Source organism: Halomonas sp. 3D7M, assembly GCF_014897885.1.
Classification (GTDB): domain Bacteria; phylum Pseudomonadota; class Gammaproteobacteria; order Pseudomonadales; family Halomonadaceae; genus Vreelandella.
On the sequence record NZ_JABUZF010000271.1, the window covers coordinates 47858 to 48633 of the forward strand.

Here is a 776-nt window from a genome sequence, read left to right on the forward strand (position 1 = left end):
CCCAGATACTACGGCAGCCGCAGCGCTGGGGCTTGAGAAAGCATGATCACGTGAAAAGCTGACTATTCCCGACTCATCACACGCCAATACGCCCTCTTCCGTCAACTGTTCGTACAGTGGCCGATAGCTGGCATAGTCTGTATTACTCGCCCAGCGTTCGCGTGCTTTACTACCGGACAGCACAATGAACTCGCCGTCTATCTCCTGCGCCCAGGCAGTGATTTTGTATTTAGGTATTTTCAATTCAAACGTGGTTAAGGGGACAGTTTGAACAGGCTCTACTCTATTTTGTGTGAGCGGATGCTGACGCTGACGCAAAAAATCCAGCCCAAGCACTGGCATTACGGTGCGGATCTGCTCGACAAAAAACGCCATATCGGCACGGTCGGATTCTGGCAGGTTGATGTATTCGTGCGCGGTGCCGTTGACCAGCTTGCAGCGCCCAAGCTCGCCTGCTGACTGGATTAGTAGACTTTCCAAATATTTCACATGAGCTTTAGTGAGGTTCTGATCCTTGCTGGTCACCAGACAGACCTTTTCCCAGAAGTCCTTGCCGCCTTTATCTTCTGGTCGGTTGTGCTGTTTTAGGCGGGTACCCACATCATCACTTTCGCCGATATACACCTGCGGACGCGGGCTGCCTTCCAAGTCAGGGCCCACCAGAAAATAGATGCCAGTGCGGCCGCACTCGGGTCGCTGCACCAGCTCTGTCAGCTTTGTGCGCGGGCCAGTCAGCACATGGCCTGTCCAGTTCATGATTTCGGCGGTAAGCAAGC

At 53.6% G+C, this 776-nt stretch carries 1 protein-coding gene (cut by a window edge); it reads right to left on the reverse strand.

Translation table 11 applies throughout. The features are described from left to right. A protein-coding gene (locus INT22_RS19165) for a GIY-YIG nuclease family protein (protein WP_446718967.1) crosses the window boundary here: on the reverse strand, nt 1–756 show its 5' portion. The gene continues 33 nt to the left of window position 1, outside the view; 756 of the gene's 789 nt are visible here — the first part of the coding sequence; it begins with the start codon at nt 754–756; its stop codon lies beyond the left edge, outside the window. Nucleotides 757–776: the final 20 nt, after the last annotated feature.